Consider the following 26,324-nt stretch of genomic DNA (forward strand, 5'->3'; position numbering starts at 1 on the left):
TCTCCGGAGGCGTGGTCACCGGCGTGACCAGCTCCGGGACAGGGATTTCGGGCGGCACGGTGAACGTGTCGTCGGGAGGCGCGATCGACCACACGACCGTCAGCAGTGGCGGCATGTTGAATGTCCTGTCCGGGGCGACTGCCCACAATGTCAGCGTCTCCAGCGGCGGCACTTTCAATGTTGCCGGCACGGTGACCAGCAACGTTGCGGTGTTTGCCGGCGGTACGGAAATCGTTTCGTCCGGCGGATCGACCGGTGCGATGACGATTTCGGGCGGCAGCGTCGAGCTGCAGGCCGGAAGCATCGCGAGCGGCGGCATTACCTTCGCCAGCTCCAGCGGAACGCTGGTGATCGACGGCACCACCATGCCCAGCGACATCATCAGCGGCATCGTCGTCGGTGACACCATCGATCTGACCGGCGTGATATTCGCGTCCGGTGGCTCAGCCACTGTTGTATCCGGCAGCATGCTTCAAGTTGTCGAGGGCGGAATAACGTATGATCTGCAGCTGGGTCAGAATCCCGGAGTTGGCTTCACTGCAACGCAGGATTCTGGTACGGGCACGCTGATTACGGCCACACCACCTATTACGCCGTCGGTTAACGTCGCGAACTACCCTTCGGCGAGTGCAGGTCAGTTGATCACCTTGTCGAGCCTGGTTACCGTGTCCGATCCCAACGGTGCCGGCTATCAGACTCTCCAGCTGTGGGATTCGAACGGCACGGCAGCCGGCGGCGAGTTCCTGATCAACGGCGTGGCGCAGACCGCAGGCCATGCGATCAATGTGCCGTTGGGCGCCAATGTGGTGTTCGATGCCGGTACTTCGGCCGGTACCGATACTCTGTACGCGCGGCTCGTTCAAAACAACGGCGCGCTAGGTAGCTGGCAGCAGTTTACGGTCTCGGTGGCGGCGCCGACGCTGAGTGTATCGGGCGTGCCCAGCACCACGGCCGGTGCGCAGATTGCGCTCTCGAGCCTGGTCAACGTTTCCGATCCAAGCAATGCGACGTATCAGCTGCAGCTGTGGGATTCGAACGGCACGGCAGCCGGCGGCGAGTTCCTGATCAACGGCGTGGCGCAGACCGGAGGCCATGCGATCAATGTGCCGTCGGGCGCCAATGTGGTGTTCGATGCCGGGACGTCAGCCGGCACCGATACGCTGTTTGCGCAGCTCGTTCAGAACGGCACGGCAAGTGGCTGGCAGCAGTTTACGGTCTCGGTGCCGGCGCCGACGCTGAGCGTATCGAGCCTGCCAAGTGCCACGGCGGGCGCTCAGATTGCGCTTTCGAGCCTGGTGAACGTGTCCGATCCAAGCAATGCCACGTATCAGTTGCAGCTGTGGGATTCGAACGGCACGGTGGCCGGTGGCGAGTTCCTGATCAACGGCGTGGCGCAGACCGCAGGCCATGCGATCAATGTGCCGTCGGGTGCCAATGTGGTGTTCGATGCCGGGACGTCAGCCGGCACCGATACGCTGTGGGCGCAGCTCGTTCAGGGCAACGGCACGGCAAGTGGCTGGCAGCAGTTCACGGTCTCGGTGGCGGCGCCGACGCTGAATGTCTCGAGCCTGCCGAGTGTCACGGCCGGCGCGCAGATCGCGCTCTCGAGCCTGGTGAACGTGTCCGATCCGAGCAACGCGACGTATCAGCTGCAGCTGTGGGATTCGAACGGCACGGTGGCCGGCGGCGAGTTCCTGATCAACGGCGTGGCGCAGCTCGCAGGCCAGGCGATCAATGTGCCATCGGGCGCCAATGTGGTGTTCGATGCCGGGACGTCAGCCGGCACCGATACGATGTGGGCGCAGCTCATTCAGAACGGCACGGCGAGTGGCTGGAAGCAGTTCACGGTCTCGGTGCCGGCGCCGACGCTGAATGTCTCGAGCCTGCCAAGCGCCACGGCCGGTGCGCAGATCGCGCTCTCGAGCCTGGTGAACGTGTCCAATCCGAGCAACGCGACGTATCAGCTGCAGCTGTGGGATTCGAACGGCACGGCGGCTGGCGGCGAGGTCCTGATCAACGGCGTGGCGCAGTCCGCGGGCCAGGCGATCAATGTACCGTCGGGTGCCAATGTGGTGTTCGATGCCGGGACGTCATCCGGCACCGATACGCTGTGGGCGCAGCTCGTTCAAGGCAACGGCACGGCAAGTGGCTGGCAGAAGTTCGCGGTCACGGTGCCGGCGCCGACGCTGAGTGTATCGAGCCTGCCCAGCGCCACGGCCGGTGCGCAGATTGCGCTCTCGAGCCTGGTCAACGTGTCCGATCCAAGCAATGCGGCGTATCAGCTGCAGCTGTGGGATTCGAACGGCACGGTGGCCGGCGGCGAGTTCCTGATCAACGGCGTGGCGCAGACCGCAGGCCACGCGATCAATGTGCCGTCAGGTGCCAATGTGGTGTTCGATGCCGGGACTTCAGCCGGCACCGATACGCTGTGGGCGCAGCTCGTTCAGGGCAACGGCGCGGCAAGTGGCTGGCAGAAGTTCGCCGTCACGGTGCCGGCGCCGACGCTGAGTGTCTCGAGCCTGCCAAGTGCCACGGCGGGTGCGCAGATTGCGCTCTCGAGCCTGGTGAATGTTTCCAATCCGAGCAATGCGACGTATCAGCTGCAGCTGTGGGATTCGAACGGCACGGCGGCCGGCGGCGAGTTCCTGATCAACGGCGTGGCGCAGACCGCAGGCCAGGCGATCAATGTGCCGTCGGGCGCCAATGTGGTGTTCGATGCCGGGACTTCAGCCGGCACCGATACGCTGTGGGCGCAGCTCATTCAGAACGGCACGGCAAGTGGCTGGCAGCAGTTTGCGGTCTCGGTCCCGAATCCGACGGTCACGGTGCACAACTTCAGCACCGCGACCCCTGGCCAGACCATTGCGCTGTCCAACCTGGTGACGATCCTGGATCCCGGCAATGTCGGGTATCAGAAGCTCGAGCTGTGGGATTCCGATGGAACTCCTGCTACGGGTCAGTTCGTTGTAAACGGTGTGGCGCAAACCGGCGGCCACACGATCAACGTGGCTCCCGGCGATGTCGCCAACACCGTGTTCAACGAGGGCACGACCGGCAACACCGACACGCTGTGGGCGCAGCTTTTGCTGAACAACAACACCACGACCGGCTGGCAACAGTTCACGGTGGTCGATCCGGTAACCGTTGAGCAAGGCGCAACACTCGAGCTTACCGGCGCCTATGCGGGGCACGCGATCTTTGCCGGCAGCAGCGGCACGCTGCAGCTCGACCAATCTGCGGCGTTCAGCGGAACGGTGTCGGATTTCGGAGGTCAGGATCAGCTCGACCTGCGGGACATCGGCTTCGGCTCTGCCACCACCGTGGGCTTCTCGGCTAACAGCAGCGGCACAGGAGGAACCCTCAGCGTCAGCGACGGCACGCACATGGCTCAGATTGCGCTGCTTGGCCAGTATGCCGCCAACAGTTTCGTTGCGGCCGGCGACGGCCACGGCGGAACGCTGATCACGGAGCCTGCCGCAGCCGTCATGCAGGCCCAACTGACGCAGCCGCATGCCTAGACCGTACCGATTGGAGATCGACCGGACGGAAAGGATCCTGGTGAGGGGGACGAGAAGCGTAGCGTAGACCGCGACAGGATTCCTGTACGGAGAGATGGCCTCGTCTTGCCCGTCACTTTGCCGGTCGAATGTCCAAATGGCCATTCGACGGCAAAGCGCGGTGTATTGAAAAGTGTGGAGCTATCCGTTTCGTTATTCGGGTCGGATAAACTGCGCCTGCAGATCTCCTGTAAACGTCACCGGGCCGGTGTGGTTCAATTTGCTGAACGTATCGAGCCAGATTTCGCCGCCGAGATCGCGCCATCGCCGGCAGAACGCATAATCCTCCGAAAGGTATTCCTTAGTCTCGGGATCAATCATGCAGTCGAACAGGGCCCAGCGGGGGCTGTTTTCGGGTACGTGCCCCGCGTAGACCGGAGCTATGTGACGAAGCTCGGGATACGCGTCGCACATCCGCTCGATGACATTGCGTCGGATGAGGAGGAAACCGGTGCCGATGCGTTTCACGGGCGCGAAGCCGTCCCTCGCCGTGATTGCGGTGCTGTCCTCCCAAGCCAGTACATAGTGCAGTGCCGCGGTTTGCACATTGGAACGACCGGCCTTGATGGCGCGTTCGGCCTTGGCCCAGTCGACTTCCTTCAAGGGATAGGCGCCCGCCGCAACGTCGACGTTGAATTTCAGAAGTCGCAGCACCTGGTCGGGCGAGAATCCGATGTCTGCATCGATGAACATCAGGTGCGTTGCGTGCTCGTGGGCCAGAAACTGGCGGACAAGCTCGTTGCGTGCGCGCGTGACCAGCGAATCGCTGAAGAAGCGAACGCCCATGCCAACGCCAAGCTCGAGGCACGTCGTTTGAAGCGTCAAAAGTGAGGTTATGTATGAAGTGGTCGCCAATCCTCCGTAGGTTGGGGTGGCGACAAGAATATAGGGCGGTTGCGACATGATACCCCTCGGTGGACGCGAACGAAGGAATTCAAGCTCATTCGCTCGCGGCATTTACCTGATGCGGATCGTGAGTTACCGGCATCTTGCATTCGTCGTTTGAGATGGCCGGCCAGGATCCTTGATAGCTAAGCTACCAGCCTAGCTTACCGAATACGGTCTCTGGGACACCAGCGGAAACGAACACTGGTTCGCAGGCAGCACGCTGGAGCCCGCCCCGCGAGACGACGGCACCGGTGGCGTTCCGTGGCAGCACCGGAAAGCTCAGGCGTGGCAGCTCCACGAGCTTCGGGGACCGTTGCGGGCAGCGCAGCGCAAGCACTGTCCACTTCGCCGACATCAACTTCGTATCCGTCCAATCCCCGCCCATACCGGGAATACTACGGGTGGCCCGCTGACCGGGACCGATGGTAGGCATATGGCGGCATTTCGCTGGTTGGCCGCTATCTGGCCCCCGACCTTTGCAGCCTCGCGCGACCGACGCGCAGGAGCCTCGGTTGTCCCAACGTTCGACCAGTGGTGTGCTGACCACGCTGCATCACGCATAGGGTGATCGCGCAACCTGTATGGAAAACCCGTCCCCCCGGAGCGAGGGAGATCGCTCCAGGGGGACGGGCATTGAATTAAGTATTTTTGACAACCAGGGCTGGTAGCCTAGCTCAGATACTTGCAAATTAGGCCGTTCTCGCAATATCAGGGAGCTTATTGTTATTCATATTTCAGGAAGACAGGTGTCCGAAGGTCCGGACCAGCACAGCGCAACCGACGAAGGGCTGATCGCGCTCGCCCGTCTGCTCCAGCTCAATGGTTTTGCTGCAGACCCCAAGCAGATTCAGCACGCGCTTGGAAACGTCGTCATTGGCGTCCCCGAGATGCTCCGCTTCGCGAGGCAATCGGGCTTCAAGGCGCGGGCCTTTCGAACGAGCTTCAAGCGGCTGCTCAAAACGCCGCTTCCGGCAATCGCAACCCTGCGCGACGGTGGATTCCTGATCCTGGGCAAGGCGGCCGAGGGCAAGGTTCTCGTTCAGTCCGCCAAGATTGCCGTGCCGCAGATCCTCAGTCAGGCCGAGTTCGAGAAGATCTGGGACGGCCAGATCGTCTTGTTCACGCGTCGTGCACGCCTGGTCGAACTGACGCGGCGCTTCGACATCACCTGGTTCCTGGCCGCGATCGTGAAATATCGCGCGCTTCTGGCCGAAGTCCTGGTCGCTTCCTTCTTTCTCCAGCTGTTTGCGCTGGCTTCGCCGCTGATATTCCAGGTCGTCATCGACAAGGTGCTGGTGCATCAGAATCTCAGCACGTTGGACGTGCTGATCTTCGCTTTCTTTGCGATCGTGCTGTTCGAAACAGTTCTCGGCACATTGCGGACCTACGTCTTCTCGCACACGACAAATCGCATCGACGTCGAGCTCGGAGCGAGACTCTTCCGTCACCTGCTGGCGTTGCCGCTGTCTTATTTCCAGGCCCGCCGGGTCGGTGATTCCGTCGCCAGGGTACGCGAGCTGGAAAACATTCGGAATTTTCTCACCGGCTCCGCGCTGACGCTCACCATCGACTTGTTCTTCACGTTCGTCTTCCTCGCCGTCATGTTCGTCTACTCGCCGCTTCTGACGCTGGTCGTCGTCGGCTCGTTGCCGTTCTATGTGGCGCTGTCGATGAGCGCGACACCCGTCTTCCGCCGACGCCTCGACGAGAAGTTCAGGCGGGGAGCCGAAAACCAGGCTTTTCTGGTGGAGAGCGTAACCGGAATCGAAACGCTGAAGTCGATGGCGATCGAGCCGCAGGCGCAGCGCAAGTGGGAAGAGCAGCTCGCCGGCTACGTCACGTCGAGCTTCCGCGTTTCCAACCTCGGAAATGTCACCAGCCAGGCGGTCCAGTTCGTCAGCAAGGCGACCACCGCGATCACGCTCTATCTCGGCGCCAAGGCGGTGATCGAAGGCAACCTGACCGTGGGCGAGCTGGTCGCCTTCAACATGCTGGCGGGCAGGGTCAGTCAGCCGGTGCTGCGGCTGGCGCAGATATACCAGGACTTCCACCAGGCGCGGCTGTCGGTCGAGCGGCTCGGCGACATCCTCAACACGCCGGCGGAGCCGACCTACAATCTCGGTCGGTCAACGCTCCCCGAAATATCCGGGGCGATCAAATTCGATCGGGTCGGATTTCGCTATCAGCTGGATGGCAGGGAGGTTCTGAAGGACATCGATTTCGAGATTCCCGCAGGGCAGGTGGTGGGGATCGTCGGATCGTCGGGATCCGGCAAGAGCACGATCGCAAAGCTCGTGCAGCGGCTCTATGTGCCGGAGCGCGGCCGGGTTCTCATCGACGGCGTCGACCTTGCGGTGGTCGATCCGTCCTGGCTGAGGCGCCAGATCGGCGTGGTGTTGCAGGACAATGTGCTGTTCAATGCAAGCATACGCGAGAACATCGCGGTGGCCGAGCCGGGCATGCCGATCGAGCGCGTCGTGGCGGCAGCAAAGCTTGCCGGTGCGCATGAGTTCATCCTCGAACTGACGGATGGATACGATACGACCGTGGGCGAGCGAGGTTCGACGCTGTCCGGCGGGCAGCGGCAGCGCATCGCGATCGCGCGAGCGCTCGTGACCAACCCGCGAATTCTGATCTTCGATGAAGCCACCAGCGCGCTGGATTACGAAAGCGAGCAGATCATCCAGCAGAACATGCTTCAGATCGTGCGGGGACGCACCGCCCTGATCATCGCGCACCGGCTGTCCACGATCCGCCGGGCCAATCGGATTTTGACGGTTGAAAACGGGTCGATCGTCGAGGACGGCACGCATCAGCAGCTGATCAGCGTGAACGGTAGATACTCCAAGCTCTATCGCTTGCAGGAGGGGCGGGCGGATGGCGCGGATTAGGAACGTGCTTGCCCTGCGGTCCGGTACCGACGAGCGGGAGTTCCTGCCGGCGGCGCTCGAAATCGTGGAGACGCCAGCCTCGCCCGCCGGACGGCTCACCGGCGCGACAGTGATCGCGGTCTTCTGCGTCGCGCTCGCCTGGGCGGCCTTCGGCAAGGTGGACATCGTCGCATCCGCACAGGGCAAGATCGTTCCCATCGGCGGAACGAAGGTGATCCAGCCGTTTGAAACCGGGATCGTGAAGGCGATTCACGTTCACGAAGGTCAGCAGGTGAAGGCCGGTGACGTTCTGGTCGAGGTGGATCCGCGCATCAACCAGGCCGAACGGGATCATCTGGTCGTCGATTACCGGGCGGCCCGGCTCGAAGTCGCCAGAATTAACGCCGCACTCGCTAATGCGGACGACCCTCTGACCGCCTTTCATCCGCCTGATGATGCCTCACCGTCTGAAGTCGCGGTGGAGCGGGACTACCTGCTGAAGCAGACGGCCGAGTTTCGCGCCAAGATCGAATCGCTCTCGCGTCAACTCGAGGAAAAAAAGGCCACGCGAGCGACCACCCAGGCGACGCTCGAGAAGCTCGCGGCCATCGTTCCCATCATCCAGCAGAGGGTCGATATCCGGAAGACGTCGTCCGAGCGCGAATACACCTCGAAGTACCAGTATCTGGAGATTTACCAGTCGCTGACCGAGGCGCAGCGTGAAGTCGTGGTCCAGCAGAACCATCTGCAGGAAGCCGAAGCCAGCATCGCCGCGCTCAGTGGATCGCGCGATCAGGCCATAGCTGAATTTCAGAGGACGTTGTTCGGGCAGCTTGTCGAAGCTCGGCGCAAGGCCGACGGCCTGGCGCACGACATCGAGAAGGTGCAAAGCAAGATCAACGCGCAATACATGACGTCGCCGATCGACGGGACCGTCCAACAGCTCGCGATTCACACCGCGGGTGGCATCGTGACGCCCGCTCAGGTGCTTCTGATCATCGCCCCCGCAAGCGGACGCATCGAGATCGAAGCGATGGTGCCGAACAAGGACGTCGGATTTGTGCGTCCTGGTCAAAAAGCGCAAATCAAGATCGACACCTTCAACTTTACCAAATACGGATTGATCCACGGCACTGTCGAGAGCGTCTCCCGCGACGCGGTCGTTCGCGAAAAGCCGCGGGACAAGTCCGGCGACCAGGCGCCGGGATCTACCAACACGACGAGCGAGCCGGCAGGGCAGCAGCTGGTGTTCACCGCACGTGTGTCGATGGATCGCACGGAGATGATGATCGACGATCGCGAGATCAACCTGTCCCCGGGTATGGCCGTGACAGTTGAGATTTCAACTGGAGCGCGATCCCTACTCTCGTACTTGCTGTCACCCCTGGTCAGATATGGGCATGACAGCATGAGGGAGAGATGATCTGTGAGCTGCTCCACACTTTCGGCACTGCGCAGGGCCAGATGAGAGCTTGATCGCCGATGGCGCCCGCAGTCGGTGGCGCGCTTGCAAGGGGTGTCGGCTGAGCTGCAATCTTGCGGACGACGGTTCGAAGGTCCGGCCTCAGCTGGCGTCCGCGATCAGCTTGAAATCGCTATTGGGATCTTCGTAGGCATCGAGCATCGCCTTGGCGATCTGCTTCGGGTTGTGCCACCGTTCGACATAGAGCCGCGATGCCTGGCCACGGATCTGCCATTCGGATCGCCGATCAAGAATGGCGGCAATGTCCTCGACAAGATTTGCCGGGTTCAGCCGGTAGAGAGGCAGATCGCGCTTGATGGCGTCCGGCACGAACATCATATCTTCTTCTCTGATGTAACATGCGACCGGCTTTCCCATTGCCATCATTTCGACGGCAAAGCCTCCATACCAGCCTGCCAGCACCTGGTCGATCGCGAGATCGGCCGATCGATAAATCTCGAGCGCTCGCTCGTGGCTGGTGTTTTCGACAAGGACCAGGTCGAAGTCGTACCGCGATCGCAACTGTTCGAGGGCGTTCATGATCATCGGTGTGCCCTTGATCCGTCCGGCGGTCGGGGCATGAACAATCTTCGGCCGTCCTTGCTGGGAGGGCAACGCAACGTCGAACTTCTCGATCTCGACGTTGGAGTAGGGGAGGAATCGACCGTTCGGTACGACGTGGCCGAGCTCAGGATTGAGATAGAAGACGCGATCGAACAGCGGCAGGACCTTTTCGATCAGGAAGTTGCGTCGATGGTCGAGCGCGTCCGTGCATCTTTGATACAGCTCGCAATGCTGCGGGGCGCACATCGTCCATTGGTTTCTCTTGTTGCCCTCATTCGCCAGTCGGACGTCACAACCTTGCAGCGTCATGAACAGCTTCTTGTTGAAGAAGCGCGCGACATGCAGGTCTACAGCCGAAAGCCGGTTGATCGTGTCCGTCAGCAGCGACGCCCTGGAGAGCAATGATCCCGGTGCTGAAAGCGGAAAGCCTGGCGACAGAAAGGTCTGTCCAAAGTAGAAATGAAGAACGTCGTAGCGCCATTGGTTCTTGAGGCCGAACGCCGTGCTGCGAATGGCGGTTTCAACAAATCCGGCGCTCTTTGCCGATAGCACCCGGTCCGCCGAGTATCCAAGCCATGTGTCGTTCCGAACGACGACGTCGCTGGATGCCCCCAGCTGCCGTTCGGCGCGGGATAGCACCCAAGGCTGATTGCCGACATTGACTGGTCCGTGCAGGATTCTCATGTGCGGGTATTCAGGTCCACCGAACGGGACGAAGGTTGCGGGCTACTCGGCATGATCGCGGCTCGCGAACTCGCCGATTTGCTTCGTCAAGCTTGTCTGCAGATCTTCGGGAAGATCGGCGGTTTCACAATAGAGCCTTCCGAGCCGGGCTGCGACGGCTCGCAGGCTATAATGTGCTTCTACGTAGCGGCGCCCGGCCTTGCCGATGGCATTCAGGTCGAGCGCACCGCTCAAGCATCGCTTCAGCACATCATAGATTTCGTCGGGACGCGTGTTGATGATCGGGCAGGTTGCCGGATCAATCATCATTTGGTCGCCGCGCAGAAAGCACAAGACCGGCTTCGCCATGGCCATCGCCTCGAGGGCCGTGTAGCCGTGAAAGCCTGCGACAAACTGATCTGCAACAACGTGCGATGCACCAAAGAGCTCGAGGACCTTCTTGTTGGGAACGCCCTGGACGGAAACCAGCTCGATCTTCTCTCCTTCCTTCACCAGCCGATCGATCGCCTCGATCAGAAGCCTGGTCCCCTTGAAGTGTCCGTGGTTCGGCGCATGGGCCACCTTCAGCACGTCGCCGGCCTTGTAGACCGGGGGCTTCGCGGCGAGCGTGCTTGCGTCGATCGGCCAATAGTGCATGTCCCGGCAGCCAGGCACATACGTCACCATGTCCCCCATCGCGATCTGCGCGGTCGCGCGGCCTGTGAGGCGGTTGATCGATGAGGCGTGCATCTCTGTCGTACAGACACAGAACTTGCCCGGAGCCGGGCATTCCTCGCACAGGTTCGGGTGACCGAGTGCGAGCGTTGATTCCCGTGCCCGGACATCGGCGCCGTAGGCGTAGGTGTACAAGCGCTTTCCCGACTGGAACAGGAGATCGAGTTCCTCAGGGTTGATGCCATAGCGTCCATCGCTCAGCATCAGGCCACGGTCGTAGAAGTAGTTGAAGATATCGTAGCGAAGCAGGGCCCACGCCAGGACCACGCGACGAAACAGGCCGAGACCTCTTCGGCTGCGCAGCAGTCGAAGGAAACCCTCGAACAGGATGAGATTGATGTCGAATGATCTCGTCACGTAGTACGTGTTGAACACCAGCGACGAGGAGCGAAATCCCAGCAAGCGATCGCAGCGTGCGAGAAGCGGCAAGGTGAGGATCGGGGTGGCGGCCCACAAGGTACGCACCTTTCCTTTGGCCAGACGCTTCTCGGTGGCGCGCCGCGCCGCGCGAACAAGCACGCGGGTGACGAAACCTGCGATGGCAGATCGGGCCCGCGGGGGCGATGCAATGCCGTCGGGGGGAAGCGGCGCTTCCGTCAGGGACGTCGGTCCGATGGGTTCAATCTTGTTCACTCAGGGATCCGATGGATGCCAACTCAACATCAGCCAGCGGTTTCTAGCACAGGTTTGGTCCGAAGCGGCCATGTGATGCAAGCCCGGAGAGGCAGTGCAGAGCTGGCGGCCGAGCCTCGCTATCTCAGGTTTCAGCAGCGCATGAAGGCAGCTTCGATTGGTCCGGGAACGTTGACGCTCAATACATGAACAGGCTAAGACAGCGGCGGTTTGTTCCAAATGCGCACATATTCCGACGCGGCGGTTATACCGAGCTCCGCCATCGAATCAATCTGGATAGGCATTTCGTGTGCGGCATATTTGGCCTCGTAGATAAGACCGGGCCCGTCGATGCCCGCCAAGTGGACCAGATGACCGATCTCGTCGCCCACCGCGGACCGGATGGGCGTGGGGTGAGGGTCAACGGGAACGTCGGGATGGGACACCGGCGACTGGCCATCATCGATCTGACCGACGACGGCGCGCAGCCGATGCGCGACAGACGGCTTCCCATCTGGATCACCTACAACGGAGAGATCTACAATTACGTCGAGCTCCGCACGGAGCTCGAGGCGCTCGGATATACCTTTCACACGGCCTCGGACACCGAGGTCCTGCTCACAGCCTATGTTTGCTGGGGTGCTGGGTGCCTGGAGCGCTTCAACGGCATGTGGTCGTTTGCGATTCACGATGAGCGCGACAACACGCTGTTCTGCGCCCGGGACAGGTTCGGCGTGAAGCCGTTCTACTACATCAATACGGCGAGGCAGTTCGCGTTCGGCTCGGAGATCCGCCAGCTTCTTCCGTTGGTCGAGCGCCCGATTGCGGATGACGATCTGATCAGCGATTTCCTCGTTTGCGGCATGACCGACCATACCAGCCGGACCTTCTTCAAGGGCGTCGAGAAGTTGCCTCCCGGGCATCGGATGCGCGTCGACGTGTCGACCGGGCAGATCGAAATCGAACGCTACTATTCGCTTGCGCCTGGGGCGGCCGTCTCCGACGAAGGCGGCGCAGCGAAATCGTTGCGAGAGCTGCTTGATGACGCGACGCGTCTGCGGTTGCGTTCGGATGTCCGTGTCGGAACCTGCCTGTCGGGTGGGCTGGACAGTTCGAGCGTCGCGACACTGGCGGCGCGGCGCTATGCGCCAGGTTCGAGCGAGCGCTTCTTTGCCATCACGGCCGTGAGCGAGCAGGCGTCCAACAATGAAGAGGAGTACGCGGCGGAGGTTGCGGAAAAGGCAGAATTGAACTGGCTACGCACCAAACCGTCCTATCAGGACTTCGCATCCACGGCCGAGACCTTGCTCGACGTCCAGGAGGAGCCGTTCGCCGGCCCTTCGATCATGATGCAGTATGCGGTGATGCAGGCCGCGCGGTCGAACGGCGTCATCGTGCTGCTCGATGGTCAGGGCGGTGACGAAACGTTGTTGGGGTACCATCGCTACTATGCGGCCTGGTTGCTCGACCATCTTCGCAGCGGCGGCTTCCGCGGATTTCTGTCGGCCTTCGGTGCCGCCACGCGGGCAGGCGTTTCGCGCGGGCGGTTGCTGATGTATCTGTTCGGTGCCAGTTCGGCAGGGCTGCGCGCTGCCTATTACCGGCTGCGTTACAGTTTTCTCAGAAATCCCGGCCTGCCCGAGCCGCTTCGCCGCTTTGCCTCGAAGACGAGGGATGCGCAGGCCATGCAGGTGCTGGAGATTACCGAGACCAATCTGCCGATGCTGCTGCGTTTCGAAGACAAGAACTCGATGCGGTTCGGCATCGAAACGCGACTTCCGTTCCTTGACTATCGCTTCGTCGAGTTTGCGTTGGCGCTGCCAACACGCATCAAGCTGAACAAGGGATGGGCAAAATGGCCGCTCCGTGCCGCCATGAGCGATCAGCTGCCGGCCAGCATCAGCTGGCGGAAGGACAAGGTCGGTTTCGCTGCTCCGGACCGGATCTGGCTCACGCGACACTCGGCTCCGATGTATGACAAGGTGATCGCAAGCGAGCTCTTGGCCCGTTATGTCGACATGCCGAAGCTCAAGAGAAAATTTCATCGGCTCGATCTCGGGATGCGCTGGAGGCTTTATTGCGTTGCGCTCTGGGGTGAGCGCTTTCGGGTCGAAGCGCCATGAGGCCTGGGGATTCCTGGATGTCATCGTTGCTGTCCGCAATTGACGGCTTGCTGGCTGCTGCCGTCCGGGCGGCCCCATGAACATCTGGCTATTGCATCCGTTCGCCGGGGGACCGGGCCTCGGCCGTCACTGGCGGCCGTTTTGGCTCGCCGACGCCTGGGGAAGAATGGGGCATCGGGTCGTCGTGGTCAGCGCCGGCTTCCATCACCTGCATCGGGAGGCGCGCGCTGCCGGGCCGCAGCGGATCAACGACGTCGACTTCTGGTTCCTCGACACGCCGCGCTATGGCAGTGGCAGCTTGGGGCGGCTTCGGAACAATCTGAGCTTTGGGCCGGCCGTCCGCTCGACCGCGAACGCAATTGCCGCGCAGTTCGGCAAACCGGATCTGATGATCGCGTCGAGCCCGCATCTGTTCTTCATTTCAGCGGCGCACCAGATCGCCCGGCATTTCGATGCCAGGTTTTGGCTGGAGGTCCGCGATCTCTGGCCGGAAAGCATCGTGGCGCTTGGAATGACGCCGGCATGGCATCCCCTGATGAAGCTGCTCGGCTGGAAGGAGCGCGCCGCCTATCGCGCGGCTGATCGCGTGATCTGCCTCTTGGCCGGAGCCGAAGCTCACATGCGCGCGCGTGGCTTGCCGGCAGGCAAGTTCTTGTGGGTCCCCAACGGGGTGTCCGACGGTGAGATACAGAGCGCGCTCACTATCGAGAAGCTTGATCACCCCCTGATCGACCGCATCAACCTGCTCAAGCAGCAGGGCGTGCGCGTCGTCCTCTACGCCGGCGGCATGGGCCCGCCCAATGCCGTGGAGGCTATTCTCGACGCTGCCTCGATCCTCGGCGAAGCGAACTCCGGGATCCATTTTGTGATGATCGGTTCCGGCACGTCCCGGGTCGCGCTCAAACAGCGGGCGGCCGGGCTCGCCAACGTCGAGTTTCACGACGAGGTTGACCGATCCATCGTGCACGGCATGCTGCACGCGTCCGATTGCGCGGTGGTCGCCTTCCACAAGAACGCGCTCTACCACCACGGCATCAGTCCCAACAAGCTGTTCGACTACGGTCTGTTCGCGCCGCGCAGCGTCATTGCCTGCGAGGAGCGGGCGCTCGTTGGGCTCGAGGATTTGGTGACTGCCCGATGCGCGCCGGACGACCCCGGCGCACTCGCCGCGTCGCTGCGCGCTGCGCTCAACGGTCCGGTGCGTTCGCGGGCCGAGCGCGTCGCCATCGCACAGCGGTACAGCTATTCGACGCTCGCCACGCGATATCTGGCCGAGCCGGGGGATCCTGCCCAAGTGTGGCCCCCGCGACACATTGGTCTCAAATAAAATCTTTTATTATCAGTTGCTTACAACGTTCATGATGTGAACGAATTAGCTTGACGTTCATCCAGTGAACGCGCTATCAGCCCCTCCAGTGGGGATGGGCGTGATGGCAGGACTTCTACCAACGGATGAGAATGACAGCGACCGGCTGGTGCTCGGGCTGCTCACCTCGCTCGAGGCAGATGGTGCGCAATCGCAGCGGCGGATGGCAGCCGATCTCGGCGTCGCGCTCGGCCTCGTCAACGCCTATCTCAAGCGGGCGATCAAGAAGGGCTTCGTCAAGGTCGGGCAGGCACCGGCGCGGCGCTATGCCTACTACCTCACGCCGCAAGGCTTCTCTGAGAAATCGCGCCTGACCGTCCAGTTCCTGTCTGATTCCTTTTCGCTCTTCCGCAAGGCGAAAGAGGAGTACGGCAGGCTGTTTGAGCGCGCTCAGGCGCTCGGCTTCAGGCGGGTGGTGCTCGCCGGACAGTCGGATCTTTGCGAAATTGCGATCCTGTGCGCGGTCGATGGGCCAGTTTCTGTCCTTGCGATCGTGGATCCCGATGCAACCGCGACCCGGTTCATTGGTGTCAAGGTCGTCTCCTCCTACGCGTTGGTGGACGAGCCGTTCGATGCGGTCGTCGTGACGCATCTGACGGCGGCGCGAAGCGTATTCGAGCAGGCAGTCAGCAATTTCGGCGCGGAGAAAGTCCTCGCGCCTGATCTGCTGGGCTTGCGTCCAAAGCAGTCGCTGGGGGCATGATGGCGATGGAGCTCGGGACCCGCTGGTACGTCGTCCAGACGCAAGTCAATGCCGAAGCAAAGGCGGCCGCCAACCTCGAGCGGCAGGGCTTTTCCGTCTATTTTCCCCGTTACCTGAAGCGCCGCAGCCATGCCAGGAAGGTGGAGACCGTGCCGCGTCCGCTGTTTCCGCGTTATCTCTTCGTCGGGATCGATCTCGCGTCGCAGCGGTGGCGCGCCATTCAATCAACGCTCGGCGTGTCGCACCTCGTATGCGTCGGAGACCGGCCGGCCATGGTGGAAGACCGCGTTATCGATGCCTTGAAGGGGCGCCAGGACGACGCCGGCTTCATCACGCTTGCACGCAGGCCGGCGTTCTCGCCCGGGGATAAAGTGCGAATTGTCGAGGGTGCGTTCGTCGACAGTCTTGCGCTCGTTGAAGACGCCAGCGATCACCATCGCGTTGCGGTTCTCTTGAACCTGTTGGGCCGCAAGGTCCGTGTTCTGGTCGGGACGGACCTGATCGCTGCGGCGTAAGTGCGTCTGCCCGCGGGCAGGCGTGATGGACATGTTTGGCTTGGGTGTGATGCTCGATTCACCCCGAGTGCGGTAGCTTGCCTGAAACAGGCGGAAAACGTTTGAGAGAGGGGCCCATGACGACTTACGCACTGATCGGCGCTGCCGGCTACATCGCGCCGCGGCACATGCGGGCGATGGCCGAGACCGGCGGAAGGCTGGCCGTGGCGTACGATCCCAACGATTCGGTGGGCATCATGGATAGCCATTTTCCGGATGCCGAGTTCTTCACCCAGTTCGAGCTGTTCGATCGTCACGTCGATCAGTTGCGCAGAGGCGGCAAGAAGATCGACTATATGTCGATCTGCTCGCCGAACTATTTGCACGACGCCCATTGTCGGTTTGCGCTGCGATCTGGCGTGGATGCCATCTGCGAAAAGCCGCTGGTCCTCAATCCCGGCGACATCGACGAACTGGCCGCCATCGAGCAGGACACCGGCCGCCGCATCTCGACCATTCTGCAATTGCGCCTGCATCCAGCGATCATCGCGTTGCGCGATCGCTTCGCCAATTCGCAGAAGCGCCACAAGGTCGAGCTGACCTATATCACGTCGCGCGGGCGCTGGTATCACACCTCCTGGAAGGGTGCAGACCCGAAGTCGGGTGGCGTGGCCACCAACATCGGAGTGCACTTCTTCGACATGCTGAGCTTCGTGTTCGGCCCTGCCAGTCGCAACGAGGCGCATCTGCGTGAGGCGGAGAGGGCGGCCGGCTCTCTGGAGTGCGAGCGCGCGGATGTGAGCTGGTTCCTGTCGCTGGACCGCAACGATTTGCCCGACGGCGTGAAAGGCAAGAAGACGACCTATCGCTCGATCACTGTCGACGGCGAGGAGGTCGAGTTTTCCGAAGGGTTCACCGATCTCCATACGCGGAGCTATGAGGAGATCGTCGCCGGTCGCGGTTTCAGGCTGGACGAAGTTCGCCCCTCGATCGATATCGTCTCCACGTTTCGCCATGCGCCGATCGTCCGAAGCAATGGCGTTCACGCCTTCGCCCAGAAGGCGATGCACAGATGAGCGAGATGCGCGAGGATCCGCGCTTTCCAGGCGTCTTGATCCATCAATCGAGCTACGTCGATGATGGAGCGGTGCTTGGGCGTGGCACCAAGATCTGGCACTTTTGCCACATTCTGCCGCGCACGGTGATCGGCGAAGACTGCTCGATCGGCCAGAACGTGATGATCGGTCCGAACGTCAGGATCGGAAACGGCTGCAAGATCCAGAACAACGTCTCGATCTATGACGGCGTCGAGCTTGACGATGACGTGTTCTGCGGTCCGAGCTGCGTCTTCACGAATGTGAACAATCCGCGCGCCGGCGTGTCGCGGAAGGACGAGTTTCGCAGGACACCGATCGGGCGCGGCGCCAGCATCGGCGCAAACGCGACCATCGTCTGCGGACATTCGCTGGGCGAGTACAGTTTCATCGGAGCAGGTTCCGTCGTCACGAAGGATGTCGCCGCCTTTTCGTTGATGGCGGGTAATCCGGCTCGCCGAATTGGTTGGATGAGCAGAGCAGGCGAGCGGCTGGGCAGCGACCTGGTCTGCCCACGCACGCATCGTCGTTATGAGCTTCACAACGAAGCGCTTGTGGAAATCGAGGGTTGAAGACAATGGATATTCGCGGAAAGAAGGTTGTCGTTATCGGGGGCGCCGGGCTGATCGGGTCGCATGCGGTCGATCAGCTGACGCAGACTGACGTCGGCGAGATCGTCATTTACGATAACTTCGTGCGCGGCACGCATGAGAACCTTGCAGGCGCCTTGCGCGATCCCCGCGTGAAGATTTTCGAGGCCGGCGGCGATATCACCCAGGTCGATATCCTCGATGCTGCCTTGAAGGGAGCTGACGGCGTGTTCCAGTTCGCTGCGCTCTGGCTGCTGCAGTGCCACGAATTCCCGCGGACGGCCTTTGACGTCAACGTCAACGGAATGTTCAACGTGCTGGACGGCTGCGTGCGCAACGGGGTCAAGCGGTTGGTCTGGTCGTCGTCGGCGTCGGTGTACGGCGATGCCGTCGAGGAGCCGATGACGGAAGACCATCCGTTCAACAACAAGAACTTCTATGGTGCGACCAAAATCTGCGGCGAGGCCATGGCCCGCGCCTACCACTTCCGCTACGGCCTCGATTATGTCGGACTTCGTTACATGAACGTGTACGGCCCGCGTCAGGATTATCGCGGCGCCTACATCGCAGTGATCATGAAGATGCTCGATGCCATCGACAAGGGAGAAGGGCCGACCATTCTCGGCGATGGATCGGAAGCCTTCGATTTCGTTGCGGTGGAGGATTGCGCGCGCGCCAATTTGTGCGCCATGGGCGCGACTGCGACGGATCGCTTCTACAATGTCGGCACCGGCCAGCGGACCTCGCTGAAGCAGATCGCCGAAAAGCTCCTGAACCTCACCGGCTCCAACCAGCCCATCAACTATGCGCCGCGCAGCCAGGCCACGCTTGTGCGCAATCGGATCGGTTCGCCGAAGCGGGCGCAGGAGGAAATCGGCTTCACCGCCGCGATTGACCTGGATGACGGGCTGCGGCGGCTGATCGACTGGCGCAAAAGCCATATCGATCAGGTCGATCAGCGTCGTGCCAAGGCCCAAATCTGAAGGGCTCAGATCTGAGTTCGCATCCGAGATCATGGAATAGATCGGCCAGAATCACATGTGCGGCATAGCCGGAATTCTGCACCGCGACGGGCGGCCCGCTTCAATCACCACGTTGACGGCAATGACCGATATCATTGCCCATCGCGGGCCGGACGGCGAAGGCCACTACTGCAACGGTCCCGTCGGACTGGGCCATCGTCGGCTCTCGATCATCGATCTGACCGACGCTGCGCGGCAGCCGATGGAGACGCGCGACGGGCGCTTTGTGCTGACCTACAATGGAGAAATCTACAACTTCAAGGAATTGAAGATCGAGCTTTCGGCGAGGGGCCGCGTTTTCAACTCCTCCGGTGACAGCGAGGTGTTGCTGCATGCCTTCGCCGAGTGGGGCCTCGGAGCGCTGCTCAGATTCAACGGCATGTTCGCCTTTGCGATCTGGGACAATCAGGAGCGGAAGCTCACATTGGCCCGGGATCGCTTTGGCGTGAAACCGCTTTACTACGCGGAGCTTGGCCAGACATTCGTCTTCGCCTCCGAGCACAAGGCTTTTCGGGCATTTTCGGAGTACAAGCCGCGTGTCGACATAAGCGGACTGTCGGAATATCTGAGCTTTCAAAACTTCTTCGCGGAGCGAACACTGTTTGCCGGCGTGAAGTTGCTGCCGGCCGGCTGTTACCTGCAGATTTCGCAGGACGGCAGGGCCGTCGAGCCGGTGCAGTACTGGGATTTTCATTTCGAGGAACCCGAGTACGCGGTCGACGAGATTGAGGCGACCGACGAGCTCGATCGCTTATTCAGGCAGGCGGTCAACCGGCAACTCGTGAGCGACGTCGAGGTCGGGTGCTATCTTTCCGGCGGCATGGATTCCGGCTCCATTACGGCGCTCGCATCGAGCCAGCTGCCGTTCATGCGGACGTTTACGGTCGGCTTCGATCTCAACTCGGCCTCAGGTGTCGAACTTGGATACGACGAGCGGACCAAGGCCGAGCATATGTCGTATCTGTTCAAGACCGAACACTATGAAATGGTCTTGAAGGCCGGCGATATGGAGCGCGCGCTGCCTCAGCTGGCGTGGCATCTGGAAGAGCCTCGTGTCGGCCAGTCCTATCCCAACTTCTACGCGGCGAAGCTCGCGTCGAAATTCGGCAAGGTGGTGCTGACGGGGACCGGGGGAGATGAACTGTTCGGCGGATACCCCTGGCGCTACTATCGCGCTGTCGTGAACGACGACTTCGATCATTACATCGAAAAATACTTTGGGTTCTGGCAGCGCATGATTCCGAGCGGAACGATGCCGAGGCTGCTGGGACCGGTGTGGGATGAAGCCAGGCAGACCTCGCCGATCGATATTTTCAGGGGCGTGTTCAAGGAGCACGCCTCGGAGCTGCGGCGGCCCGAGGACTATGTCAATCACTCGCTCTACTTTGAGGCCAAGACGTTCCTGAACGGGCTTCTCGTCGTTGAGGACAAGCTCGCCATGGCGCATGGGCTCGAGAGCAGGGTGCCGTTTCTCGACAACGATCTCGTCGATTTCGCAATGAAGCTCCCCGCCAAGATGAAGCTCGGCAATCTGACCGAGGTCATTCGCCTCAACGAAAACGAGCCCGGAGGAAAGGCGCAGCGCTATTACGAGCGCACAAAGGACGGCAAGCTGATTTTGCGGAAGATGATGAGCCGGCATATTCCGGACGAGGTGGCGGAGCGCGAGAAGCAGGGCTTCTCTGCGCCGGACGCCAGCTGGTTCAAGGGAGAGAGCATCGAGTATGTCAAACGGAAGCTCTTCAGCAACACCGCTCGGATCTACGATTTTGTCGACCGGAAGACCGTTCGCTCGCTGGTTGATGAACATCTGGAAGGACGGGAAAACCGCCGCCTGCTAATCTGGTCTTTGCTCAATCTCGAGCAGATCATGGAAAGCAGCTTTTAGGTACGCAAATGGGAGCGCGCTGAAGATGAATGGGTCCTTTCCGGCGGCGAGATGGGTTCGGGTTGGCCTGTCGCCATACCGCAACTCTCAGGCCCTTTGGACCACGATCAATCAGATCCGGCGATATCCCGATCTGTTGCGGGAGATGGTTGATCGCGACCTGAGCGCCGCGCATGCCCGGCACGGATTTGGCACGTTGTGGGTCTTCATCCACCCGCTGGTGATCGTTGGAACATACCTGCTTATCTTTGGCTTTGTGCTGGGCAGCAAGCTATCGATAACCGCGGATTTTCCCGGCGATTTCCCGGCCTACATCCTCGCCAGCCTGGTTCCCTGGCTGATATTGCAGGCGGCGCTGGTGCGCGGGCCCGGAGTGCTGCTCGTAAGTGCAAATCTCGTCAAGCAGGTCGTGTTTCCGATCGAGCTGCTTCCGATCGCGGCAACCATTGCCGCGACGATCCCTCATCTGCCGGCGCTCGGGCTCGTCATTCTCTATAAAGCGTATGTGGGCGGCCTCAGCTGGATGCTGTTGCTGCTGCCGGTCGTATCCGCCATCCATGCAATTCTGGCGATTGGATTGAGCTTCGCTCTGTCCGCTATCACTCCGTTCTTCCGCGATCTGCGTGAGATCGTCACAGTCTTCACCTCGATTGCCATGTATCTGATGCCGACGGTGTACCTCCCTGATTGGATGCCCCGTGCGCTCCGGCCATTGATCTATTCGAATCCCTTCAGTTACGTCATCTGGGTCTATCAGGACGTTCTCTTTTTCGGTTCGTTTAGACATCCCTATGCCTGGGCGGTTACGATCGTGTTCGCGTTGCTAAGTCTCGGGCTCGGATACCGCATCTTCGAAAAGCTAAAACCGTACTATGGCAATGCTCTCTGACAATCTGGAAGCCGGCGCACTGATCCCGCTTGCCGGGTCATCGGAGCCGCAGTGCGCCATTCGGGTCGCCGATCTGGGAAAGGCCTATCGGCTCTATACGCAGCCTTTGGATTTCCTGAAGGAGATCATCACCGGGAAGCCTCGGCACCATGAGCACTGGGCGCTTCAGAATGTTTCCTTTGAGGTGTCGCGCGGGCGGGTGGTTGGCATCATCGGGCCGAACGGCGCGGGGAAGAGCACTCTTCTGAAGATCATCGCTGGACTGCTGGATGCGTCGACCGGACAGGTCGAAGTGGCGGGACGATTGTCCGCGATCCTGGAATTGGGGACCGGCTTTCATCCGGATGTGTCGGGTCGCGACAACATCGTCCTCGGCGGGATGTGCCTGGGTATGACGCGGGCGGAAATCGAGGCGAAGGTTCCCTGGATCATCGATTTCAGCGAGCTTGCCGAGGTGATCGATCAGCCGTTCCGGACCTACTCGAGCGGCATGCAGGCGCGGCTCACGTTTGCGACAGCGATCAGCGTCGATCCCGAGATATTCATCGTCGATGAGGCGCTCGCGGCGGGTGATACCGCCTTTGTCAACAAGTGCATGAAGCGGGTTCGTCAGATCTGCGAAAGCGGCGCCACCGTGCTGTTCGTCTCGCACTCGAGCGGGTTGATCAGCGAGCTGTGCGACGAGGCGATCTGGATCGACAAGGGGCGGGTGCTGATGCACGGAAATGCCCAGCGCGTCAGCAAAGCTTATGAGCAGAGTGTTTGGGATATCGAGGAAGCGCGGAATCTCCGGGAAACCAAGAAGCTGAGCCAAGCGATAGAGAGCACGGCCGAAACCGGAAAATACGAGCTTGGCGGCGACACCCTCCAGATCACGGCCGTCGAGGTGATCGACGTCGAAGGCAAGCCGATCGGCGTTGTGAAGAATGGGCAACCGCTCCGAATCCGGGTGTCGTGGTCGGGCTTCACCGAGCACAGGCAGATCTACGCAAGTTTGCGGATCGATACCGCACGGCTTCAGGCGGTGACCGGAATCGAGGGGTACGATGGCGGCCTGTTCCTCGATGGCGACGATGGACTGCCGAAACGCGGAAGCGTTATCTACGAGGTCCCGGAGCTCGCGCTTGGCGAAGGGCAATACTACATTTCCGCCGCGCTGTGCCGGCACATGCTGCCGAAGGGGACAGAAGCCATCCTGCATTATGTCGAAAAGGTGGCGCAGTTCTCGGTGTCCCGCAATTCTCTGTGGCACTTCAACTATCTCTATGATCCGAAATTCACCTGCAGTATCGAGCGAAGCTGATGGCGACGATGACGGATGGTGATTGGCAGGAGAAGCTCGAAGCGTTCTTCGAGCTTCGCGCACGGCAGGTGTCAGAGAAGCCGACACTGGATGACCTCTGTTATATCGCTGGCCGTAATCCACGGTTGTGGGCAAACGAGAACCTTCTCGACGACCTCAGGCTCAATATGCTCGGCCTCATGAAAGCGGGCCCGGGCTCATCGGTTCTTGAAGTGGGCTGTGCGGCTGGGTTCTTGGCGAAGGTGCTGGCGCCTAGTGTCGGCAAATATGTCGGAGTTGATCTGGCTGAGGCGCCGCTTGTGGTCGCAAGGCGCCTCGGACTGAACAATGCGAGCTTCGAGAGAGCCAGCGGGGAAAGCCTCCAGTTCCCTGATCGGCGGTTCGATGCCGCCTATTGCTATGATGTCTTCTCGAACTTCCCGTCGCTTGCGGCTGGAGAGCCGATCATCGCGGAAATGCTTCGGGTAGTGAAGCCGCATGGTCGGGTCCTGATCGGATCAATTCCAGACCGCGAGAAGGCTGAAGAGCTGCAGGCCATCGCTAAGAGGCTCACGGCAAAATTCGAGCAAGAATTTGAACCCGAAGCAGAACGGCCCCAGTTGGGAACGATTCAGAAGAACGCGCAGAAGTCGAGCCGTGTGGCGAAGATCGCTGGTTTGCTAGGATGGAGCAAGTCGCCCCCGATTTCGATCGAGATCAAGCCCGAGATCATTTCGTACTATTTCGACCGCAAGGATTTTCTGGCATTGGGGCACCGCCTCGGCGTCGACACCAGAATTGTGGATATCCACCCGCTAAATCCTTATTTCGGCACACGCTTCAATGCGGTGTTTGAATCGCGATGAAAGTCGTTCGGTTTCGCGAAATTGATCGTAGTGCCTGGGATGGTCTGGCGCTGCAATCGCCGCAGGCCTGGCTCACACATCGATCGTCCTGGATAGAGATCGAGCAGCGGTTTTTCGTGTCTACGAACCTGTCATTCGCCCTGGAAGAGGGCTCGCAACTCGTCGGCATCCAGCCCTTGTTTATCAACGAGGGCGCCGGAATGCCGCTCGGCGAGCGGTTGCTGCATTCGGGGATTCATCGCCATACCGGTCTTGCTCTCGCCCCGGATATCGACGCGGGCGTCGCGAGGGCCGCACGGCAGGCTGCGATGCAGGAGATATTCGCGATCGCCGATTTATACGACGTCGATCGCATTCAGTTGAATTGCCACAACCTCGCGCCAGCACATCGTCATCCCCAGAGGGAGGCTGTTCCGTTCTGGGTCAGCGAGTTCGGTTTCCAGCTTGGTATTGCGTTCGGACCCTCGGGAATGTTGCCTTGCCCCGGCTCCTCGACGCTCAATGCCGATCAACTGGTCGATCTCGCCCCAACCGTTGAAGAGCTGTTCGCAGGGTTGGATAACACGTGCCGCACTGCGGTTCGAAAAGCGCAGAAGTCAAATCTGCAGTTCGAGATATCGAGCGATGTCTCCTATCTCGACACCTATATGGATATCGCGCGCGCATCGGCTACAAGAACGGGCGAAGTTCTGCCCGACATCGAGTACTACAGAAGTATTTTCAGGGCATTTGCAGCAGAGGGAGGAGCACGCGTCGCGTTGGTTAGGCAAGATGGCAACGCAATTGCGGGCCTCATCCTGTTGACTGACAAGAAAGCGGCCAGTTTTCTTGCGGGCGTTTCTCTGCCCGACGCCATGAAGCTGAGGCCCAACAATTTCCTGCACTGGAATGCCATTCGCTGGGCAAAACAGGCGGGATTGGAAGTTTACCGGTTTGGACCGTCATTTCCGGAAGTTCCCAGGGATTGGCCGATCGCGATGGTCTCTCACTTCAAGACGATCTTCGGGTCGAGGAGTGTTCCGGTCATCCAGGGCAGCCTGTTTCGACGCCCGGAACTCTACACCTCCAATATTCTCGCCGCTTCCAACCGTCTCAATGAAATCGCCAGCCGGCCGGCAGATGCGAGGAGCGCCGGACAAGCCGGCGGCGCCTTCATTGTACACCACTTGCACACGTTCGGTTTCCGGTCGGCATCGTCGATGCAAGCCGGGGAGCCGGTGGTGCTTTACCGCCCATCCCAGGCGGATCTGGCGACTGCAAGGGATGTTCTTGCCGGAGACGGCTGCGTCATCGCTGTGCTCCCGAGCGCGCAGTTCGCCAGGGAATTCGGTGTAGATACGCAGGCAAGATCGATATTCTCACCGAGCGTGCTGCGGGCGGCATTTGCCGGTTCGAAGCCGTGGTCGCGACTGCGCACGCTGCATTCCCACATGTGTTTTGTGGCTGACGGCGATTCAACAACGATTGTTGAGAATGCCCGCCTCGAGCCGATTTGGCTGCATCGGAAAATGGGAGACAGAGGTTCAGTCATCTTCATCGGAACTGACCTCGCATCCGACTTGATGCAGTATCGCCAAGGGGATCCGGCAGCAGCCTCAAACCGCCCGACCGAGCCGATGTGGGGCATTGCGGGTGAACGGCCAAACTATCTCTTTGAAGGCCAGCTTGCTGGTGAAAGCCTACGTGAGCGGCCTGCCGACTGGTGGTGCGAGGCTCTGGCGGATGCGTTGGTTCGGCTGAGCGGAATAAGCCGGTTGCCGATATTGCCGAACGGGGCGGTTGGCGCCGTCGTTATTACCGGCGATGATGATCAAGCCGCATTGAGCTGCTACGCGCAACAACAAGAGGCGTTGGGCTCGCTGCCGGTCACCTACTTCCTGCATCCCCTCACCAAACACACACAGGAAACGCTGAGGCAACTGAAGGCTGGGAGGAAAGTCGAGTTGGGAATTCATCCCGACGCGCTCGACCGTCCCGACAGGTACGCCGAGCTGTTCTCGGAGCAAGCGCGATGGTTTGAACGTCTTACCGGAGCGCGCGCGCGCTCCGTCCGAAATCACGGCTTTCTAAACGATGGCTATTGGGGGCATGCATCGGTCTGGAATACCTGCGGCATAAGAGGCAGCTCGAATCTGCCGGGCCTTGACGGTTCCATCATCAACGGTTCGCTACTTCCTGCCAGAATAGTGTTGGACGGCAAGCTGACGGAACATTGGAGTGTCCTCACGGCAATTGGCGACGGGATCGTATTCATAAATGATTGGGACGATCGGCAATCGGCGGATTGTGTGCTGGGCCTCGCCGATCGCATTCGACAGAGCGGCGTTCCTGGCGTGATCGTCATCAATCTACATCCCGAGAACATCGGAAAGACTCGCGGGATGCATCAAGCGCTCATCAAACTCGTTGAGTATGGGTTTATCCCCTGGACGATGACTGAGTGCTTCGATTGGTTTGAGACGGGCGTACATCGAAGCGGGCCGGCCGACACTTCGGGCGCCAAGCGGCCCTCGGTGGCTGAAAAAGTACGCAGTCTACTCGGAATAAACTGATCTTTCGAATTTGTCGTGTCGCCGCGGAGTTGCATTCGCTAGTCGCGCTTCGAATATCTTAACTGCGTGAGCCTGTACGATCGAGTGCTTGCTCGCTGGAGGTC

General features: G+C 60.7%; 20 protein-coding genes. 15 read left to right on the forward strand and 5 right to left on the reverse strand.

Going from position 1 to position 26,324, the window contains the following annotated elements:
• The coding region (locus tag FNJ47_RS50470) for a hypothetical protein (RefSeq protein ID WP_206685304.1) at positions 1 to 382 on the reverse strand (382 nt) is incomplete at its 3' end.
• On the opposite strand from FNJ47_RS50470, the gene FNJ47_RS10070 reads away from it, so the two are divergent.
• Positions 348 to 3,518 (forward strand): beta strand repeat-containing protein, encoded by a 3,171-nt coding sequence (locus FNJ47_RS10070; protein ID WP_206685305.1) that lies wholly within the window; start codon positions 348 to 350, stop codon positions 3,516 to 3,518. The genes FNJ47_RS50470 and FNJ47_RS10070 overlap by 35 nt on opposite strands.
• A 192-nt stretch (positions 3,519 to 3,710) precedes the next feature.
• On the opposite strand, the gene FNJ47_RS10075 is transcribed toward FNJ47_RS10070, so the two are convergent.
• Entirely contained in the window at positions 3,711 to 4,460 is a 750-nt protein-coding gene (locus tag FNJ47_RS10075) for a hypothetical protein (RefSeq protein WP_163152927.1), read from the reverse strand.
• Between the two features lie 731 nt (positions 4,461 to 5,191).
• On the opposite strand from FNJ47_RS10075, the gene FNJ47_RS10080 reads away from it, so the two are divergent.
• Complete coding sequence (locus FNJ47_RS10080; RefSeq protein WP_163152928.1) at positions 5,192 to 7,336, forward strand: type I secretion system permease/ATPase; 2,145 nt, start codon at positions 5,192 to 5,194, stop codon at positions 7,334 to 7,336.
• A 4-nt stretch (positions 7,337 to 7,340) separates the two neighbouring features.
• Positions 7,341 to 8,738, forward strand: a complete 1,398-nt coding sequence (locus tag FNJ47_RS10085) for an HlyD family type I secretion periplasmic adaptor subunit (RefSeq protein WP_347341648.1) — start codon at positions 7,341 to 7,343, stop codon at positions 8,736 to 8,738.
• 141 nt (positions 8,739 to 8,879) lie between these two features.
• Here FNJ47_RS10085 and FNJ47_RS10090 read toward each other — a convergent pair whose 3' ends face one another.
• The 3 genes from FNJ47_RS10090 to FNJ47_RS10100 all read right to left on the reverse strand — a co-directional run bounded on the left by FNJ47_RS10090 (position 8,880) and on the right by FNJ47_RS10100 (position 11,743).
• Positions 8,880 to 10,025, reverse strand: a complete 1,146-nt coding sequence (locus FNJ47_RS10090) for a glycosyltransferase family 4 protein (RefSeq protein ID WP_163152930.1) — start codon at positions 10,023 to 10,025, stop codon at positions 8,880 to 8,882.
• A 42-nt stretch (positions 10,026 to 10,067) separates the two neighbouring features.
• Positions 10,068 to 11,372, reverse strand: coding sequence for a glycosyltransferase family protein (locus FNJ47_RS10095; protein ID WP_163152931.1), 1,305 nt, complete (start codon positions 11,370 to 11,372; stop codon positions 10,068 to 10,070).
• Between the two features lie 194 nt (positions 11,373 to 11,566).
• Positions 11,567 to 11,743: a hypothetical protein gene (locus FNJ47_RS10100; protein WP_163152925.1), complete on the reverse strand. Its 177-nt coding sequence runs from the start codon at positions 11,741 to 11,743 to the stop codon at positions 11,567 to 11,569.
• Here FNJ47_RS10100 and asnB (FNJ47_RS10105) point away from each other — a divergent pair.
• The 12 genes from asnB (FNJ47_RS10105) (at position 11,714) to FNJ47_RS10160 (ending at position 26,220) form a co-directional block, all read left to right on the forward strand.
• On the forward strand, positions 11,714 to 13,474 hold the full coding sequence (gene asnB / locus FNJ47_RS10105) for an asparagine synthase (glutamine-hydrolyzing) (protein ID WP_488226092.1): 1,761 nt from the start codon (positions 11,714 to 11,716) through the stop codon (positions 13,472 to 13,474). The genes FNJ47_RS10100 and asnB (FNJ47_RS10105) overlap by 30 nt on opposite strands.
• 76 nt (positions 13,475 to 13,550) lie before the next feature.
• Positions 13,551 to 14,801 carry a glycosyltransferase family 4 protein gene (locus tag FNJ47_RS10110; protein WP_163152933.1) on the forward strand — a complete coding sequence of 417 codons (1,251 nt, stop codon included), beginning with the start codon at positions 13,551 to 13,553 and terminating at the stop codon, positions 14,799 to 14,801.
• Between the two features lie 94 nt (positions 14,802 to 14,895).
• On the forward strand, positions 14,896 to 15,543 hold the full coding sequence (locus FNJ47_RS10115; protein WP_235999754.1) for a winged helix-turn-helix transcriptional regulator: 648 nt from the start codon (positions 14,896 to 14,898) through the stop codon (positions 15,541 to 15,543).
• The gene (gene nusG / locus FNJ47_RS10120) at positions 15,543 to 16,058 is read left to right on the forward strand and encodes a transcription termination/antitermination protein NusG (RefSeq protein WP_163152934.1); all 516 of its coding nucleotides are present in this window, start codon (positions 15,543 to 15,545) and stop codon (positions 16,056 to 16,058) included. The genes FNJ47_RS10115 and nusG overlap by 1 nt, the downstream gene beginning before the upstream one ends.
• Positions 16,059 to 16,174: 116 nt before the next feature.
• A complete protein-coding gene (locus FNJ47_RS10125; RefSeq protein ID WP_163152935.1) occupies positions 16,175 to 17,113 on the forward strand; it encodes a Gfo/Idh/MocA family oxidoreductase in 939 nt (312 codons plus the stop codon).
• Positions 17,110 to 17,703 carry an acyltransferase gene (locus FNJ47_RS10130; RefSeq protein WP_163152936.1) on the forward strand — a complete coding sequence of 198 codons (594 nt, stop codon included), beginning with the start codon at positions 17,110 to 17,112 and terminating at the stop codon, positions 17,701 to 17,703. The genes FNJ47_RS10125 and FNJ47_RS10130 overlap by 4 nt, the downstream gene beginning before the upstream one ends.
• A 5-nt stretch (positions 17,704 to 17,708) precedes the next feature.
• A complete protein-coding gene (locus tag FNJ47_RS10135; protein ID WP_163152937.1) occupies positions 17,709 to 18,704 on the forward strand; it encodes an NAD-dependent epimerase/dehydratase family protein in 996 nt (331 codons plus the stop codon).
• A gap of 55 nt (positions 18,705 to 18,759) precedes the next feature.
• Positions 18,760 to 20,631, forward strand: coding sequence for an asparagine synthase (glutamine-hydrolyzing) (gene asnB, locus FNJ47_RS10140; protein ID WP_163152938.1), 1,872 nt, complete (start codon positions 18,760 to 18,762; stop codon positions 20,629 to 20,631).
• A 25-nt stretch (positions 20,632 to 20,656) separates the two neighbouring features.
• Positions 20,657 to 21,520: an ABC transporter permease gene (locus FNJ47_RS10145; protein ID WP_163152939.1), complete on the forward strand. Its 864-nt coding sequence runs from the start codon at positions 20,657 to 20,659 to the stop codon at positions 21,518 to 21,520.
• Positions 21,504 to 22,823: an ABC transporter ATP-binding protein gene (locus FNJ47_RS10150; protein ID WP_163152940.1), complete on the forward strand. Its 1,320-nt coding sequence runs from the start codon at positions 21,504 to 21,506 to the stop codon at positions 22,821 to 22,823. Before FNJ47_RS10145 ends, FNJ47_RS10150 begins: the two co-directional genes overlap by 17 nt.
• Positions 22,823 to 23,668, forward strand: coding sequence for a class I SAM-dependent methyltransferase (locus tag FNJ47_RS10155; RefSeq protein WP_163152941.1), 846 nt, complete (start codon positions 22,823 to 22,825; stop codon positions 23,666 to 23,668). The genes FNJ47_RS10150 and FNJ47_RS10155 overlap by 1 nt, the downstream gene beginning before the upstream one ends.
• Complete coding sequence (locus FNJ47_RS10160) at positions 23,665 to 26,220, forward strand: GNAT family N-acetyltransferase (protein WP_163152942.1); 2,556 nt, start codon at positions 23,665 to 23,667, stop codon at positions 26,218 to 26,220. The genes FNJ47_RS10155 and FNJ47_RS10160 overlap by 4 nt, the downstream gene beginning before the upstream one ends.
• Positions 26,221 to 26,324 lie beyond the last annotated feature (104 nt).

The organism is Bradyrhizobium uaiense (assembly GCF_010811875.1).
Taxonomy (GTDB): domain Bacteria; phylum Pseudomonadota; class Alphaproteobacteria; order Rhizobiales; family Xanthobacteraceae; genus Bradyrhizobium; species Bradyrhizobium uaiense.

Bases quoted from the DNA above. Each gene is read 5' to 3' on its own strand.
- asnB (WP_163152938.1), top strand. From the start codon at position 18,760: ATGTGCGGCATAGCCGGAATTCTGCACCGCGACGGGCGGCCCGCTTCA.
- FNJ47_RS10155 (WP_163152941.1), top strand. From the start codon at position 22,823: ATGGCGACGATGACGGATGGTGATTGGCAGGAGAAGCTCGAAGCGTTC.
- FNJ47_RS10125 (WP_163152935.1), top strand. From the start codon at position 16,175: ATGACGACTTACGCACTGATCGGCGCTGCCGGCTACATCGCGCCGCGG.
- FNJ47_RS10090 (WP_163152930.1), bottom strand. From the start codon at position 10,025: ATGAGAATCCTGCACGGACCAGTCAATGTCGGCAATCAGCCTTGGGTG.
- FNJ47_RS10160 (WP_163152942.1), top strand. From the start codon at position 23,665: ATGAAAGTCGTTCGGTTTCGCGAAATTGATCGTAGTGCCTGGGATGGT.
- FNJ47_RS10135 (WP_163152937.1), top strand. From the start codon at position 17,709: ATGGATATTCGCGGAAAGAAGGTTGTCGTTATCGGGGGCGCCGGGCTG.
- FNJ47_RS10075 (WP_163152927.1), bottom strand. From the start codon at position 4,460: ATGTCGCAACCGCCCTATATTCTTGTCGCCACCCCAACCTACGGAGGA.
- nusG (WP_163152934.1), top strand. From the start codon at position 15,543: ATGGCGATGGAGCTCGGGACCCGCTGGTACGTCGTCCAGACGCAAGTC.
- FNJ47_RS10115 (WP_235999754.1), top strand. From the start codon at position 14,896: ATGGGCGTGATGGCAGGACTTCTACCAACGGATGAGAATGACAGCGAC.
- FNJ47_RS10150 (WP_163152940.1), top strand. From the start codon at position 21,504: ATGGCAATGCTCTCTGACAATCTGGAAGCCGGCGCACTGATCCCGCTT.
- FNJ47_RS10110 (WP_163152933.1), top strand. From the start codon at position 13,551: ATGAACATCTGGCTATTGCATCCGTTCGCCGGGGGACCGGGCCTCGGC.
- FNJ47_RS10145 (WP_163152939.1), top strand. From the start codon at position 20,657: ATGAATGGGTCCTTTCCGGCGGCGAGATGGGTTCGGGTTGGCCTGTCG.
- FNJ47_RS10130 (WP_163152936.1), top strand. From the start codon at position 17,110: ATGAGCGAGATGCGCGAGGATCCGCGCTTTCCAGGCGTCTTGATCCAT.